We start from the raw sequence: 12630 nt of genomic DNA, 5'->3' as shown, positions 1-12630 counted from the left end.
AGTGGTAAAAGTAGATATTTGCTATATAGACTCTGAATGTGAGATTTCTGTGGATAAAAAGGTTTGAAGCAATGTGCAGTATATGCGGTAAATAGAGACAAGGGAAGATTTCGCAGGTATACGGCAGATTTGTAAAAATAGTGCGAAGCAGAAAAAGAACGTTTTTGCGGATGATGTGGAGACACATCATCCGCTTTTTTGATCAACACCATTTATATTTCAGGAGAAGGAAGATATGGATCACAGCGAAAAATTAAAATTATACGGCTTTAATAACCTGACAAAGGCGCTTAGCTTTAATATCTATGATGTCTGTTATGCCAAGACACCGAGGGAGCAGAAGGATTATATTGCCTACATCGATCAGCAGTACAATTCGGAACGCCTGACCCGGATCCTAACATCGCTGACGGATATGATCGGGGCGCGGGTATTGAGTATTTCCCAGCAGGACTACGATCCGCAGGGGGCTTCGGTCACGCTTCTGATTGCGGAAGGCTCTATGGTGCCGGTGCAGGGGGAGACGCAGGTGGCGCATCTGGACAAGAGCCATGTGACCGTCCATACCTATCCGGAATACCATCCGGAGACCTGTCTGGCGACCTTCCGGGTGGATATCGACGTGGCGACCTGCGGGGAGATCACGCCGCTTTCGACACTCGATTACCTGATCGGTTCGTTTGATTCGGACATCATCACGATGGACTACCGGGTGCGTGGGTTCACGCGGGATGTGGACGGAAAAAAGTTGTTTATGGATCGTGAGATCCGCTCGATTCAGGATTATATCTCCAAGGAAACGCTGCGGCGCTACGATGTGGTCGATATCAATGTGTACGAGGCAAATCTGTTCCATACCAAGATGATGCTGAAAGAGATCGACCTGCAGAATTATCTGTTTAAGACAGATGTCTATGAACTTCCGCCGACCACCAGACTCAGTATTATGGACAGCCTGCGGCGGGAGATGATTGAAATTTTCAGCGGAAGAAATGTGTTTTAAAAGAAATGCTTTTTGAGAGGAAAGAGAATGGTTTGACTGGAAAATACGATAGAAGAAACGAATGAGTGAGTTTCAGGAGGAACGGCAGATGGAAGAAGAGAGAAGAAATCTGGAGCCGGGCGTCGGAAGGAGTACACGGCGCAGAAGGGAAGCTTCAGGACAGAAGGAAACAGGGGAAGGCAGTCGAAGAGATGACGCGCTGACCCAGGAGCGCGCGCCGATCTATGAGGCGCTGGAAGCATTTCAGAAGATGCGCGTGGTGCCGTTTGATGTTCCGGGGCACAAGAGGGGGCGCGGCAACCCGGAGCTGACGAAACTTTTAGGGGAGACCTGCATGCGGCTGGACGTCAATTCCATGAAGCCGCTCGATAACCTCTGCCACCCAGTGTCTGTCATCGCGGATGCGGAGCAGCTGGCGGCTGAGGCATTCGGGGCGGCACACGCATTCCTGATGGTCGGCGGTACGACATCGGCGGTCCAGAGCATGGTGCTGACGGCAGTCAAGCGGGGCGAGAAGATTATATTGCCGCGAAATGTCCACCGCAGCGTCATGGGTGCGATGGTGCTTGGAGGCGCGGTTCCGGTCTATGTGAATCCGGCGGGTGATAAGAGACTGGGGATTCCGCTTGGAATGCGTGTGGAAGATGTGCGCCGGGCGATCAAAGAAAATCCAGATGCTAAGGCGGTGTTTGTGAACAATCCGACGTATTACGGCATCTGTTCGGATCTGCGCTCGATCGTAAAGCTGGCACATGAGCATGGGATGTTGTGTTTAGTTGATGAGGCGCATGGAACCCATTTTTATTTCGGGGAAAATATGCCGGTTTCCGCGATGGCAGCTGGGGCGGATATGGCGGCGGTTTCGATGCACAAATCAGGCGGAAGCCTGACGCAGAGCTCGATTCTTCTGACGGGTCCGGGTATGTCCGCCGGGTATGTCCGCCAGATTATCAATCTGACGCAGACGACGAGCGGTTCCTACCTGCTCCTTTCCAGCCTCGATATCTCCAGACGGAACCTGGCGCTTCGCGGGCGTGAGGCATTTAAGCAGGTGGTGGAGCTGGCGGAGTATGCGAGAACAGAAATCAACCGGATTGGCGGTTATTATGCCTATTCGAAGGAGCTGATAAACGGCGACAGCATTTATGATTTCGATGTGACCAAACTTTCAATTCACACGCGCGATATCGGGCTGGCGGGGATCGAGGTTTATGATCTTCTCCGGGACGAGTACGATATCCAGGCGGAATTTGGTGATCTGGGAAATATTCTGGCATATCTGTCTATCGGTGACCGGCAGCGGGAGGTAGAGCGCCTGGTCAGCGCACTGGCGGAGATCAAGCGCCGGTTCAGCCGGGATAAATCGACGCTGATGGATTTTGACTATATTGACCCGATCGTGGCGATGTCGCCGCAGGAGGCATTTTACGGAGAAAAAGAATCTCTTCCGATCCGCGAGACAGCCGGACGTGTGTGCAGTGAGTTTGTCATGTGCTACCCGCCGGGCATCCCGATTCTGACGCCGGGCGAGCAGATCACGGAAGAGATCATTGACTACATTGCGTATGCGCTGGAAAAAGGATGTTCAATGACTGGACCGGAGGATCCGGGGATTGAGCGCCTGAATGTGCTGAAATAGATAAGCAGTAGATAGAAAGGGGAAAATTATGAATTTCTGGTTTTCAGAGAATCATACGCCAAATGTAAAAATTTCTATCCGGGTGGATCGCCAGCTTTACAGCGGAAAGAGCGAGTTCCAGCGGATCGATGTCTTTGATTCGCCGGAATTTGGGCGGTTTCTGACTTTGGATGGATATATGATGATGACGGAAAAGGATGAATTTATCTATCACGAAATGATCACGCATGTGCCGATGGCAGTGCATCCGTTGGTCAAAAAGGTACTGGTAATTGGAGCCGGGGATGGAGGCGTGATCCGGGAGCTGACCCGCTATCCGGAGATCGAGCACATCGACATGGTGGAGATCGACCCGCTGGTGGTGGAGGTCTGCCGGAAATATCTGCCGAAGACAGCGTGCCGTCTTGATGATCCGAGACTCTCGATCCACTATGAGGATGGGCTGAAATATGTCCGCTTTAAGGAAAATGAGTACGATCTGATCATCGTGGATTCAACCGACCCCTTTGGACCGGGCGAAGGGCTTTTTACCCGGGAATTTTACGGGAACTGCTATAAGGCGTTAAAAGAGGACGGCATCATGGTCAATCAGCATGAAAGCCCGTTTTATGCCGAGGACGCGGAGGCGTGCAAGCGGGCTCATAAGCGGATCGTAGAGTCGTTTCCGATTAGCCGCGTCTATCAGGCGCATATCCCGACCTACCCGTCCGGGCACTGGCTGTTTGGATTTGCGTCGAAGAAATACCATCCGTTAAAGAATTTGGATGAGACAAGATGGAACCTGCGGGGGCTGGACTGCCGGTATTATACGACGACCCTGCATAAAGGGGCATTTTACCTGCCGGCATATGTGGAGGAGATGTTAGAAGATGTTGAAGGCAAATATTGAGACGTTTCTGGCGTGTGACGCCAGCTATGAGGAGGCGGGGATCGTGCTCTACGGCGCGCCGTTTGACTCAACCACTTCGTACCGCCCGGGCACCCGGTTCGGCTCACGGGCGATCCGCTCGGAATCCTATGGGCTGGAATCGTATTCGCCGTACCAGGACCGTGATCTGACCGATTACGCCGTGTTTGACGCGGGCGATCAGGAGCTCTGCTTTGGTGACGCATCGTTGGCGTTAAAGGATCTGCGGGAACGGGCGGTGGAGGTTGCCGGGGATGGCAAGATACCATTTATGCTGGGCGGCGAGCACCTGGCGACGCTGGCACCGGTGCAGGCGCTGGCAGAGAAATATCCGGATCTGCATATCATCCATTTTGATGCACATGCCGATCTGCGGGACGATTATCTGGGTGCGAAACTTTCGCACGCCTGTGTGCTGCGCCGCTGCTGGGAAGTCCTGGGAGACGGCAGGATCACGCAGTTTGGTATCCGCTCCGGCGACCGGGAGGAATGGCGCTGGGGAAAAGAACACGTGACGACGCATCCATTTATTGTGGATATGGAAGTCCTTCAGGAAACTCTTCGGAAACTGGAAGGAAAACCGGTGTATTTTACCCTGGATTTGGATGTGCTGGATCCGAGTGTGTTTCCGGGAACAGGAACGCCGGAACCGGGCGGAATCAGTTTTGAGGAACTTCGACGGGCAGTCACGCAGATCTGCAGTGCAGCTTGGATTGTTGGATGTGATGTGAATGAATTATCCCCGGCGCTGGATGCGTCCGGTGCATCGACGGCGGTGGCGTGCAAGATTGTAAGGGAGATGCTGCTGGCGCTGTTGGGAAATCCAAAGATTAAGTAAGAAATGTTTTTGGCGGGTTCCAAGGTCAAAAATTCTCCTGCAAGCAAGCTTGCGTCGAACTTCTGACCTTTTGACCCTGGTATCATCAAATAAAAGTGTGTGTTTGAGACATGAACTGAAAAGTGTTTGAACAAAAGCAAATGTGAAATTTGGATTATAAAATGGAACAAAAACAGAGTACATTTCAGAATACAGGAGGAAAAAAAGATGGGAAAAGCGTTAATTATCGGATGTGGAGGCGTAGCTTCCGTAGCAATTCACAAGTGCTGCCAGAACAGCGAGGCATTTGAGGAGATCTGCATTGCAAGCCGGACGAAGTCCAAATGCGATGCGCTGAAAGAAAAATTAGAGGGAACCACCAAGACAAAGATCCAGACCGCACAGGTGGATGCAAACAACGTGGACGAGTTGATTGCCCTGATTGAGAAATTTAACCCGGATGTGGTGCTGAACCTGGCGCTTCCGTACCAGGATCTGACGATCATGGATGCCTGCCTGGCGACGAAAACCCATTATATCGATACTGCGAACTATGAGCCGGAGGACACGGCAAAATTTGAGTATAAATGGCAGTGGGCATACCGTGAGAAATTTAAAGAGGCGGGCATTACCGCACTGCTGGGAAGCGGCTTTGATCCGGGTGTAACCGGTGTGTTTTCGGCATATGCGCTGAAACATGAATTTGACGAAATCAACTACATCGACATTCTGGACTGCAACGGCGGCGACCACGGCTATCCGTTTGCAACCAATTTTAACCCGGAGATCAATATCCGGGAGGTGTCGGCAAACGGTTCTTACTGGGAAGATGGACACTGGGTAGAGACGAAACCGATGGAGATCAAGAGAGAGTATGATTTTGACGGCGTCGGCATGAAGGATATGTACCTGCTTCACCATGAGGAGATCGAATCGTTGGCGCTCAATATGCCGGGAATCAAGCGGATCCGCTTCTTCATGACCTTCGGTCAGAGTTACCTGACCCATTTAAAGTGTCTGGAGAACGTCGGCATGACTTCGATCGAGCCGATTATGTACGAAGGAAAAGAGATCGTACCGCTGCAGTTCTTAAAGGCAGTGCTTCCGGATCCGGCATCCCTTGGTCCTCGTACTGTTGGAAAAACGAATATCGGATGCATTTTCCAGGGTAAGAAGGATGGAAAAGAGAAGAAGTATTACTTATATAATATCTGTGATCATCAGGAGTGCTACAAAGAGGTTGGTTCCCAGGCGATCTCCTACACAACCGGTGTACCGGCGATGATCGGTGCGATGCTGGTGATGAATGGAACCTGGCAGAAACCGGGCGTTTATAATATTGAAGAATTTGATCCGGATCCATTTATGGATGCGTTAAATAAATGGGGACTTCCGTGGAAGGAATCCTGGGATCCGGCACTGGTGGATTAAGATAAAAATACCTCCATGTAAGAAACTGGTTTTATTTTGCGTTTTTTAGGCGCAGGAAGAGAATGGACAGGGAAGATGGAAGCGAGAAGGAAAGGAAGGAAAACAGATGCAGGAACGGGAGGCGGCTGGGGTTCTCCGGGACACGGCGGCGATCCGCACGCCATTTTATGTGGTGGATGAGACGCTTTTAAAGAAAAATCTGGAAATTTTGAAAGATACGGCAGAGCGGGCTGGATGCCGGATTCTGCTGGCACAGAAAGCATTTTCCATGTATTCGGTCTACCCGCTGATTCGTCAGTATCTGTCGGGAACCGCGGCGAGCGGGCTTTATGAGGCGCGGCTTGGAAAAACGGAGTTTGGCGGGGAGACCCATGTGTTTTCTGCCGCCTATCGCCCGGATGAGTTTGATGAGATTTTAAATTATGCCGACCACATCGTTTTTAATACGCCGGGGCAGGTGCTGAAATATGGTGAAAAAGTAAAAAAAGCCGGAAAACAGGCGGGACTCCGGCTGAACCCGGAGTGTTCCACGCAGGAGGGGCACGCGATCTATGATCCGTGTGCGCCGGGATCACGCATGGGGACGACTCTTCCGATGCTTTCGGAGGCGGGGAACTTTGAAGAAACTATCCTTCCGTATCTGGATGGATTTCATATGCATACGCTCTGCGAGCAGAATTCAGATGACCTGGAGACGACGCTGCGGGCAGCGGAGGAGAACTTTGGAGCCTGGTTTTCAAAGGTAAAATGGCTGAACCTGGGCGGCGGACACCACATTACGAGAGAAGATTATGACCGGGAACGCCTGATCCGCCTGGTGCGCGGGCTGCGCGAAAAATATGGTGTGGAAGTATACCTGGAACCGGGCGAGGCAGTTGTCTTAAACGCGGGATTTCTTGTAACTTCCGTGCTGGAGACGATGGAAAACGGCATGCAGATTGCGATTCTGGATACCTCGGCAGCCTGCCATATGCCGGATGTGCTGGAAATGCCGTACCGTCCGCCGCTTATCGGAGCGGGAGAAGCGGGCGAAAAGCCGTATACGTTCCGCCTGGGCGGACCAACCTGTCTTTCGGGGGACTGCATCGGGGATTATTCGTTTGATGCACCGCTAAAAGAGGGTGGACGGCTGGTGTTTGGCGATATGGCGCTCTATACGATGGTCAAAAATAATACCTTTAATGGAATGCCGCTTCCGTCGATCGTATACCGGCATGAAGATGGGACAGCGGAAGTGGTGCGGGCGTTTGGATATGAGGATTTTGTGGGACGGTTGTAAGTCTGGGGCGAGCCGAGGAATTGTATTTTTTTAATAAAAAGAGTAAAATGAAGAGACTTACAGAAAGATTACAAAGAATGTCTGCGAGGACAGCCGTTACACAGTATGGAAATAACGGTTGCACAAGTTTTGGAGAATAAAAGGATAGAGAGATAAAGTTATGATACAGGACATCGCACCACATCGCTACGACAATACATACCACATTCAGAAACCTGGAGCACAGGACTACGTCTTCTGCATCCAGAAAAGCCGGATTCTTCTGCGTGAGACCGCGGAGGAACATGTGCTTACTATCCCGCGCCGGGAGGAGATTGAGGCGGCAGTTCCGGAACTGATGGATCGGGCGGTCTATCTCTTTTCGGTTGATGAGAAGCCATATTTTCTGGTCAGTGTGCCGGAGAAAGAAGCAGAAGAGATTCTGGCAAAGCTAAAAGAAGGGGCTGGTCAGATGCCTGTTTCGGACAAAAATAATATGGAAGCTGGGAAGACGGATTCTGGTACCCTGAAAGGGGCAGAAAAAGAGTTGGAACAGCTTTACTATGCATGGAAAACGCCGACCGACATCCGTGCGATGGAGCCGATGCACCAGGCATTTGCAGCGATCACGGCGGTACAGCTGTGGCGCTGGAGACAGAGCCGTCAGTTCTGCGGGCGCTGTGGGGCAAAGACGGAGGACAGCAAGATCGAGCGGGCGCTCGTCTGCCCGGTCTGCGGCCAGACGGAATATCCAAAGATCTCCCCGGCAGTCATCGTGGCGATCACGAACGGGGACAAACTTCTTATGTCGCGCTACCGCGTCAACCACAGTACTTACCGTGGATATGCGCTGATCGCTGGATTTGTCGAGATCGGGGAGACATTTGAAGAGACCGTCCGCCGCGAAGTGATGGAGGAAGTCGGGCTGAAAGTTAAAAATATCCGCTATTTCAAGAGTCAGCCGTGGGCGTTTACTGATACGGAGATGATCGGATTTTTTGCAGAACTGGATGGGGACGATAAGATCCGGCTGCAGGAGGACGAGCTTTCTGAGGCAGGCTGGTATACGCGTGAAGAGATCCCGGACGATGCACGCCTCATCAGTGTCGGAACCGAGATGAAGATGTATTTTAAATACGGTCCGGACTGGGAAAAAAAGTGGCAGGAACATCAGAAATGATGAGTTGATATATCGTTAATGTACACAGGTAGGCACTTTTGGAACCGAAAGTGCCGTAAGAAAACGTGGTGGCAGCAGGAATTTGCCGTATTTAAATGCGGAGCCACGGCAAATTCCGTTACTGGGCACGTATGCGTGAACAGTAATGATATATCTCTGAGGAATACAAAGCATTCCTTTTAATTAGTTGACAAACTAAGAATTGGTTGCTATCATTAAGGCTATACGAACAAGACAGAAGATCAAGGTGGGAAGATTGCATGAGCAGAATTGTGTTATCATTGCTGGTAGATAATACTGCCGGCGTTTTAAGCCGTGTGGCTGGACTTTTCAGCCGCCGCGGATATAATATCGAAAGTCTTACAGTTGGCGTGACCGCGGATCCGAGATACTCCCGTATGACGGTTGTATCGCTGGGCGATCATCAGGTTCTGGAGCAGATTCAGAAGCAGCTTGGAAAACTGGAAGATGTACACGACATCAAGGAACTGCGGGAAGGTCATTCCGTATATCGTGAGCTGATGCTCGTCAAGGTGAGGGCAAATGCGAACCAGCGGATGGCGATCAATGCGATTTCCGAGATTTTCCGTGCGTCGATTGTCGATGTGGGAAAAGAATCTGTCACTGTTATGCTGACAGGCGACCAGTCCAAACAGGACGCGCTGATTAATCTTCTGGAAGATTATGAGATTCTGGAATTAGCCAGAACAGGTCTTACCGGTCTTTCCAGAGGTGCGGATGATATCCGCTATCTGCCATAGTACATCCGTCGATAGACTGGATACAAGGCATTCAACAGGTTTACAAAGTTTGGTCCAAAGACGCACAGAGAGGCGCCGGTCTATGCTTTATAATAAATTTATTTTATTTTTGTTAGATCCAAGGAGGAAATGAAAAATGGCAGCAAAGATTTACTATCAGGAAGATTGTAATTTATCCTTATTAGAAGGACAGAAGATTGCTATTATCGGTTACGGCAGCCAGGGTCATGCACATGCCCTGAACTTAAAAGAGTCCGGATGCGATGTTATCATCGGTCTTTACAAGGGCAGCAAGTCTTGGGCAAAAGCAGAGGCACAGGGATTTAAAGTATACACCGCAGCAGAGGCTGCAAAACAGGCTGATATCATCATGATCCTGATCAACGATGAGCTTCAGGCAGATATGTACAAGAAAGACATCGAGCCAAACCTGGAAGAGGGCAACATGCTTATGTTCGCTCATGGCTTTAACATCCACTTCGGATGCATCAAACCGCCGAAGAATGTCGATGTAACCATGATCGCTCCGAAGGCACCGGGTCACACTGTAAGAAGTGAGTATCAGGCTGGTAAGGGTACACCGTGTCTGGTAGCAGTAGAGCAGGATTATACAGGCAAGGCACTTGACCGTGCACTGGCTTATGGTCTTGGTATCGGCGGCGCTAGAGCAGGTCTTCTGGAGACTACATTCCGTACCGAGACTGAGACAGACCTCTTCGGTGAGCAGGCAGTTCTTTGCGGCGGTGTTTGTGCTCTGATGCAGGCTGGTTTCGAGACTCTGTGTGAGGCTGGTTATGACCCGAGAAATGCTTACTTCGAGTGTATCCACGAGATGAAGCTGATCGTAGACCTGATTTATCAGTCTGGTTTCGCTGGTATGAGATACTCCATCTCCAACACAGCTGAGTACGGCGATTATGTAACCGGACCGAAGATCGTTACCGCTGAGACAAAGAAAGCTATGAAGAAAATTCTGTCCGATATCCAGGACGGTACCTTTGCAAAAGAGTTCTTACTGGATATGTCCCCGGCAGGTCGTCAGGTACACTTCCAGGCTATGAGAAAGCTTGCTTCCGAGCATCCGTCTGAGAAAGTCGGCGCAGAGATCCGTAAGCTTTACAGCTGGAACAACGAGAACGATAAGCTGATCAACAACTAATCGTTTTTCGAATATAGGAAATCTTATACAGGGCTGCTGCAGGTTTGCAGCGGTCCTGTTTTTTTGTTTCATAGGAAATTCTTTGGAATGTTCGATTACACAAAAAAGGTACATTCTTTTTATATGAATGGGAAAGGAAACGCGGATGAAACGCTATGATGACGTAAATATAATCAAGGCATACGCCTGTCTGGCGGTTTTTGGAAGTCACTGGTTCGGTACATTCGGGAGTTGGGGCAGCAATAAGGTAAATGCGCTGATGGAAATAGGACCGCTTCCCCTGCTCCGCTATGGAACCTTCGGGGTTAGTCTTTTTTTGATGATCAGCGGAATGCTGATAGCTGATAAGGTATATTCCGGGCGATTTACTTCGTGGAGCTTAGAGATCCTGCGCCGCTATCTGAAACTGACCTGCCCGTTGACGGTCACATTTCTGCTGGCATATCTATTTTACCGGAGCGGTCTCTTCTACACAGTGCGGGTTGCGCCGCGTCTGGAAAATGAGTGGCTGAGCAACTTTTACAGCTATCTGCCAGGCGGTCTGAAGGCGCTCCGCTATGCCTGGTTTGATACAATCTTCAAGGCTGATTCAACGTACTATGGTCCGTCCTGGATGCTGACCTACACTTTCATGGGAAGTATTCTGACTCTTGTACTTTCATCCGCCCTCCGGGAAGTAGGAACCCGCCAGAAAATTCTGATTCTGGCAGGCGTCGCGGCAGTGCTGATCGGAATGAACAGCTTTTATATCTGCCTGCTTCTGGGAAATGGGATCTGTCTGCTGATGCGGGCAGTTGAGAAGTCCATGAAAGAAAGAGAGCGAAAAGAGAATCTGCTTAAAGATGGAGAAGGAAAATATGGCATCTTTGGTGCTGCCCTCTGGATTTTCAGCATCTGGTTCGTTCGAAAATCTTTCTGGATCGGAACCACATTGGGAGCGCATGGATTTCCAGGCGGACTCGGAACCATGGAATTCTATGGTCATGTTGCTGCATTCCTGATGATTTTAGGCTTCCGTCTCTTCTGGCTCGGCGGTCTGGAGACCTGGCTCCCGGAGACCCTCAAAAAAATGATTCTGTGGATTGGCGAGTATAGCATGGGAATCTTCCTGACACACTGGCTTGTCATTGCCAGCTTTTCCTGTTGGTTTTATAGCATTTATTCTGAGGCGGGAGAGAAGCTGGCGATCGGGGTGAATCTGGTTCTGAGCTGTATTTTAATAGGAATTTGTTCGAAAGTGTATGTCTGGCTGGTAGATGGGAAAATATTTCCATGTGTGTGGAAATGTGCGAAGAATATTTTAAAAGAAAATTGATAAAAATAGGAACTAAACAGAAAAAGTCCGGCATATGGCAGCTAGACCGCCATGCGCCGGACTTTTTCGTTTCATAGGAAATGGCGTCCGTGTTGCCAATTATTTCATCATTCCGAACAAAACTGCACAAAATCATTCATCGTCCGCGTCATCGCCGTCGGATGATAAGCAAATCCAATCGTTCGGTTTCGGATTGGCACTTCCAGCGGGAGTTCGATCAGCGAACCATCCTTTAATTCTTCCCGCACAAACTCGCGGATCACACATCCGATTCCGAGTCCCGTTTTGGCAAATTCAATCAGAAGATCCATCGTCGTTGCCTCTAAAATCTGCTTTGGTTCAATTCCGTGCTCTGCAAAGTACGCATCAATGTGGGTGCGCGTCATATTGCTGCGGTCGAGCAACAGGATTGTCCCGGATTCGAACGGATCGACATCGGCACCTTCGCGGATCCGCAGATTTTCCAGATAAGACCGGGTACAGACAAAGGTGTCCTCGATTCGCATGACGGGAAGAAACGAAAGGTAGCGGCGGTTTTTGGGCTCGGCGATCAGACCGATGTCGAGCTTCTGCTGTTCCAGCATCGAGATTGTGCGTGCGGTGTCCTGACTTTCAATCAAAATTCGGACATGCGGGTACTGTGCAATAAATTCTTTTAAATAAGGAAGAAGAATATATTTGCACAGAGTGTTGCTAACGCCGATCTTGAGCTGTCCGATGTGGAGGTTCTGGATCTGTTTTAGCTCATTTTCACCGCGCTCCAGTGCTTCAAAGGCGGCTTCCACATGCTGAAATAAGACCTGTCCCTCTGCGGTCAGGGAGACGCCGCGGGAATTGCGGATAAAAAGTGCTATGCCGAGGCTTTCTTCCAGCTTGCTGATTGATTTGCTGATCGCGGGCTGGCTGATAAAAAGTTCCTTGGCGGCGCGGGAAATATTGCCGGCGCGTGCAACGGCGTAGAAAATACGGTACTGGGTTAAATGTTGTTCCATAATACTCCTTTATATCTATAAAGCTACAGTTCACACGTTGTGCAAAATGTGACAGGATTTTGCGGATGCTTCGTATTCCAATCGGAAAAATCGGTGACACTATAACGTTACTGGGCACGTTTTCTTACGGCCCTTTCGGTTCCAAAAGTGCCTACCCGTGAACAGTGA

Annotated in this window: 11 protein-coding genes; 10 read left to right on the top strand and 1 reads right to left on the bottom strand. The window is 50.1% G+C overall.

The features are described from left to right. Window positions 1–235: 235 nt before the first annotated feature. The 10 genes from speD to DW739_RS03535 all read left to right on the top strand — a co-directional run bounded on the left by speD (window position 236) and on the right by DW739_RS03535 (window position 11470). Window positions 236–1003 (top strand): adenosylmethionine decarboxylase, encoded by a 768-nt coding sequence (gene speD, locus DW739_RS03580; RefSeq protein ID WP_118482030.1) that lies wholly within the window; start codon window positions 236–238, stop codon window positions 1001–1003. Window positions 1004–1064: 61 nt separating this feature from the next. Then, window positions 1065–2642, top strand: coding sequence for an aminotransferase class I/II-fold pyridoxal phosphate-dependent enzyme (locus DW739_RS03575; protein ID WP_273433016.1), 1578 nt, complete (start codon window positions 1065–1067; stop codon window positions 2640–2642). A gap of 28 nt (window positions 2643–2670) precedes the next feature. Then, a complete protein-coding gene (gene speE, locus DW739_RS03570; protein ID WP_118742625.1) occupies window positions 2671–3531 on the top strand; it encodes a polyamine aminopropyltransferase in 861 nt (286 codons plus the stop codon). Next, window positions 3512–4387, top strand: coding sequence for an agmatinase (speB, locus tag DW739_RS03565; protein WP_118742624.1), 876 nt, complete (start codon window positions 3512–3514; stop codon window positions 4385–4387). The genes speE and speB overlap by 20 nt, the downstream gene beginning before the upstream one ends. A gap of 207 nt (window positions 4388–4594) precedes the next feature. Next, entirely contained in the window at window positions 4595–5797 is a 1203-nt protein-coding gene (locus DW739_RS03560; protein ID WP_022360539.1) for a saccharopine dehydrogenase family protein, read from the top strand. A 106-nt stretch (window positions 5798–5903) separates the two neighbouring features. Then, on the top strand, window positions 5904–7076 hold the full coding sequence (gene nspC / locus DW739_RS03555; RefSeq protein ID WP_118742623.1) for a carboxynorspermidine decarboxylase: 1173 nt from the start codon (window positions 5904–5906) through the stop codon (window positions 7074–7076). Between the two features lie 160 nt (window positions 7077–7236). Then, entirely contained in the window at window positions 7237–8235 is a 999-nt protein-coding gene (gene nudC, locus DW739_RS03550; protein WP_118742622.1) for an NAD(+) diphosphatase, read from the top strand. A gap of 260 nt (window positions 8236–8495) precedes the next feature. Continuing rightward, the gene (gene ilvN, locus DW739_RS03545) at window positions 8496–8996 is read left to right on the top strand and encodes an acetolactate synthase small subunit (RefSeq protein ID WP_118651104.1); all 501 of its coding nucleotides are present in this window, start codon (window positions 8496–8498) and stop codon (window positions 8994–8996) included. 136 nt (window positions 8997–9132) lie between these two features. Then, window positions 9133–10155 (top strand): ketol-acid reductoisomerase, encoded by a 1023-nt coding sequence (gene ilvC / locus DW739_RS03540; protein ID WP_118482033.1) that lies wholly within the window; start codon window positions 9133–9135, stop codon window positions 10153–10155. 145 nt (window positions 10156–10300) lie between these two features. Next, window positions 10301–11470: an acyltransferase family protein gene (locus DW739_RS03535; RefSeq protein ID WP_182427925.1), complete on the top strand. Its 1170-nt coding sequence runs from the start codon at window positions 10301–10303 to the stop codon at window positions 11468–11470. Between the two features lie 107 nt (window positions 11471–11577). On the opposite strand, the gene DW739_RS03530 is transcribed toward DW739_RS03535, so the two are convergent. After that, window positions 11578–12462, bottom strand: a complete 885-nt coding sequence (locus tag DW739_RS03530; RefSeq protein WP_118742620.1) for a LysR family transcriptional regulator — start codon at window positions 12460–12462, stop codon at window positions 11578–11580. Window positions 12463–12630: the final 168 nt, after the last annotated feature.

Source organism: Clostridium sp. AM28-20LB (assembly GCF_003480665.1).
Lineage (GTDB): Bacteria > Bacillota > Clostridia > Lachnospirales > Lachnospiraceae > Otoolea > Otoolea fessa.
The sequence above is the reverse complement of the archived record's forward strand: the minus strand, read 5'-3'. Positions and strand labels throughout refer to the sequence as shown.

What these genes read in the sequence shown, in the direction of transcription:
- ilvC (WP_118482033.1), top strand. Translation starts at nt 9,133, where the DNA reads ATGGCAGCAAAGATTTACTATCAGGAAGATTGTAATTTATCCTTATTA.
- nudC (WP_118742622.1), top strand. Translation starts at nt 7,237, where the DNA reads ATGATACAGGACATCGCACCACATCGCTACGACAATACATACCACATT.
- DW739_RS03560 (WP_022360539.1), top strand. Translation starts at nt 4,595, where the DNA reads ATGGGAAAAGCGTTAATTATCGGATGTGGAGGCGTAGCTTCCGTAGCA.
- DW739_RS03575 (WP_273433016.1), top strand. Translation starts at nt 1,065, where the DNA reads ATGAGTGAGTTTCAGGAGGAACGGCAGATGGAAGAAGAGAGAAGAAAT.
- speE (WP_118742625.1), top strand. Translation starts at nt 2,671, where the DNA reads ATGAATTTCTGGTTTTCAGAGAATCATACGCCAAATGTAAAAATTTCT.
- speB (WP_118742624.1), top strand. Translation starts at nt 3,512, where the DNA reads ATGTTGAAGGCAAATATTGAGACGTTTCTGGCGTGTGACGCCAGCTAT.
- speD (WP_118482030.1), top strand. Translation starts at nt 236, where the DNA reads ATGGATCACAGCGAAAAATTAAAATTATACGGCTTTAATAACCTGACA.
- DW739_RS03530 (WP_118742620.1), bottom strand. Translation starts at nt 12,462, where the DNA reads ATGGAACAACATTTAACCCAGTACCGTATTTTCTACGCCGTTGCACGC.
- ilvN (WP_118651104.1), top strand. Translation starts at nt 8,496, where the DNA reads ATGAGCAGAATTGTGTTATCATTGCTGGTAGATAATACTGCCGGCGTT.
- DW739_RS03535 (WP_182427925.1), top strand. Translation starts at nt 10,301, where the DNA reads ATGAAACGCTATGATGACGTAAATATAATCAAGGCATACGCCTGTCTG.
- nspC (WP_118742623.1), top strand. Translation starts at nt 5,904, where the DNA reads ATGCAGGAACGGGAGGCGGCTGGGGTTCTCCGGGACACGGCGGCGATC.